Origin of the sequence: Mesorhizobium sp. M5C.F.Ca.IN.020.29.1.1 (assembly GCF_003997375.1) — a bacterium.
GTDB classification, from domain to species: Bacteria; Pseudomonadota; Alphaproteobacteria; order Rhizobiales; family Rhizobiaceae; genus Mesorhizobium; species Mesorhizobium wenxiniae.
Genome location: NZ_RZSW01000672.1, coordinates 1 through 2,779 on the forward strand (window position 1 = coordinate 1; position 2,779 = coordinate 2,779).

Consider the following 2,779-nt stretch of genomic DNA (forward strand, 5'->3'; position numbering starts at 1 on the left):
CAGGGCCGCCATACCTGCCGGAGCGTCTTGGCGAGGTCATCGACCTCTCCATCCTGAAGCCGGTTTGCGAGCCGATGCATCTGGAGCGGCTGAAACAGGCGCTGAGCTGGCTTGCCGAGAACCTGCCGTCGAGTTCGGCGCTGTCGTTCCGGCCGAACATGGTGTTCCCGCGCCACCGCGCGGTGGCGGTCGAATGGCTGCGGCTGTGCGGTCTCGATGTATCCGCGCAGAATGTCAGCCTGACCAACGGCGCCACGGCCGGCATGACGGTGGCACTGATGAGCGTGGCGCCGCCCGGTTCGACCGTCGCCACCGAGGCGATCGGCCACCATACGCTGGTCCCGCTGGCGCGCTATCTCGGCTTCAACCTCGAGGGCCTGCCGATCGACGATAGTGGCCTGATCCCGGAGGCGCTCGACGAGGCGTGCCAGCTTTCCGACATCCGCGCCGTATTCGTGCAGCCCTCGGTGATCAATCCGACCGCAACGCTTATGGGCGCCGCGCGGCGCGAGCAAATCGCCGCGGTGGCGCGCAGGCACGACATCGCCATCATCGAGAACGACGTGCTCGGCCCGCTGGTCGAGGGTCGTCCGCCGCCGGTCGCCGCCTTCGCGCCCGAGCGCACGCTCTACGTCACCTCCTTCACCAAGATCGTCGTGCCAGGCCTGCGGATTGGTTATCTCGCGGCGCCCGACCGCTATGTCGCCGCCGTCGCCAACCGGCATCTCGTCTCCAACTGGATGGCGACGCCGCTGGTGGCGGAGATCGCGACAAAATGGGTGACCGACGGCACGGCGATGGAGCTTGTCGGCTGGCAACGTTCGGCACTGCGGCGGCGGCAGGAGATTGCCGCTCAGGTGCTTGCCGGGGTCGACTATCGTGTCCATCGCGACGGATTGCATCTGTGGCTGCGGCTACCCGGCGACCGCGGTGAGGAGAGTTTCGTCTCGCAGGCCCGTTTGCAGGGCGTGGCGATCGCGCCAGGCACATCCTTCCGTATTTCCCAGGAGCCCTGGCAGCCGGCAGTGCGCATCTCGCTGGGCTCGACTACCGAGGAGGAACTGCGCGCCGGCCTGAGCGTCGTCACCAAACTTCTGCTCGGCGATCCGGAGCATCTCCTTCTGGCGATCTAGGCAAAGATCGCCGCGGAATTGTGCGGAGCCAGAAACATTGTCATGAGTTTATTTTCTGATTGACATGATTTGGCGCGTTCCGCATCGTTGAAGGCACCAAGCTTCTCCAGCAACGGGGAATTTAGTGTCCGCGCCCATCATAAAGATCGACGGCATTTCGAAAAGCTTCGGCACCTTCAAGGTGTTGGACGGCCTGTCGATGCAGGTCATGCCGCGCGAGAAGCTGGCGCTGATCGGCCCATCCGGCTCGGGCAAGACGACGATCCTGCGCATCCTGATGACGCTGGAGAGGATCGACAGCGGCCACATCCAGATCGACGGCGAGCAGCTCTACCACATGGAGCGCAACGGCCAGTTGCTGCCCGCCGACGAACGGCATCTGGCAAGAATGCGCCAGAAGATCGGCATGGTCTTCCAGCTGTTCAACCTGTTTCCGCACAAGAGCGTCATCGACAACGTCACGCTGGCGCCGATCTTGACCAAGGGCATGCCGCGCGCCGCCGCCGAAAGACGGGCGATGGAACTGCTCGACATGGTCGGCATGGCCGACAAGGCGAAAGCGATGCCGGCGCAGCTCTCCGGAGGGCAGAAGCAGCGCGTGGCGATCGCCCGGGCGCTGGCGCTGCAGCCCAGGATCATGCTGTTTGACGAGGTGACATCGGCGCTCGATCCGGAACTGGTCGAGGAGGTGCTGAACGTGTTGTGGCGGCTCTGCTCCGAGACAGACATGACCATGTTGCTCGTCACCCATGAAATGGGTTTTGCCCATGATTTCGCCGACCGGGTGCTGTTTTTCGACCGCGGGAAGGTAGTCGAAGAAGGCAAGCCCGACGAGATTTTCCGCAATCCCAAGCAGGAGCGCACGCAAGGCTTCCTGAAGAAGATCATCGCGGCCGGACATCGCGTCTGACCGCCATGCCAAGGCGGCGAAGCCGTCCTCAAGGGGCGGCGAAGCCGTCCCGTAGAACGACCAAACCAAGAAGAGAAGCAAGGAGTTGGGAACAATGAAGAAACTTGGCATTCTGGCCGGCGTGGGCGGTGTTGCACTAACCGCAATTCTGGCCGCCTCGACCGCGGGATCGGCCGACGACAGCAAGCTCGAAGAGCTCAAGGCACAGGGCTTCGCCCGCGTCGCCATTGCCAATGAGCCGCCCTACACGGCGGTTGCGGCCGACGGCAAGGTTTCGGGCGCGGCGCCCGATGTGGCGCGTGAAATCTTCAAGCGCCTCGGCGTCAACGACATCGTCGCCTCGATCTCGGAATATGGCGCCATGATTCCCGGCCTGCAGGCCGGCCGTTTCGACGTCGTCACCGCCGGCCTGTTTATGAAGCCGGAGCGTTGCGCGGCGGTTGTCTATTCGGAGCCGGTGCTGTGCGACGCCGAGGCGATGCTGGTGAAGAAGGGCAACCCCAAGGGCTTCAAGAGCTACGAGGATGTCGCCAAGGATGCCACCGCGACGATCGGGGCGCCGGGCGGCGGCACCGAGGAGAAGCTGGCGCTCACCGCTGGTGTGCCACGTGACCGCGTCATCGTCGTGCCGGACGGCCAGAGCGGCCTGAAGATGCTGCAGGACGGCCGCATCGACGCCTATTCGCTGCCAGTGCTGTCGATCAATGATCTGGTCAAGAAGGCCAACGACCCGAAC

3 protein-coding genes are annotated in these 2,779 nt (G+C 64.2%); all 3 read left to right on the forward strand.

Going from position 1 to position 2,779, the window contains the following annotated elements; all coding sequences use genetic code 11:
- Nucleotides 1-1,133: PLP-dependent aminotransferase family protein (locus EOA85_RS31845; RefSeq protein WP_164760013.1), on the forward strand; the 1,133-nt coding region annotated here is incomplete at its 5' end.
- 124 nt (nucleotides 1,134-1,257) lie between these two features.
- Nucleotides 1,258-2,043, forward strand: coding sequence for an ectoine/hydroxyectoine ABC transporter ATP-binding protein EhuA (gene ehuA / locus EOA85_RS31850; protein ID WP_127212375.1), 786 nt, complete (start codon nucleotides 1,258-1,260; stop codon nucleotides 2,041-2,043).
- A 94-nt stretch (nucleotides 2,044-2,137) separates the two neighbouring features.
- Nucleotides 2,138-2,779 (forward strand): ectoine/hydroxyectoine ABC transporter substrate-binding protein EhuB (gene ehuB, locus EOA85_RS31855; RefSeq protein WP_127212376.1); only part of this gene is annotated, 642 nt, incomplete at its 3' end.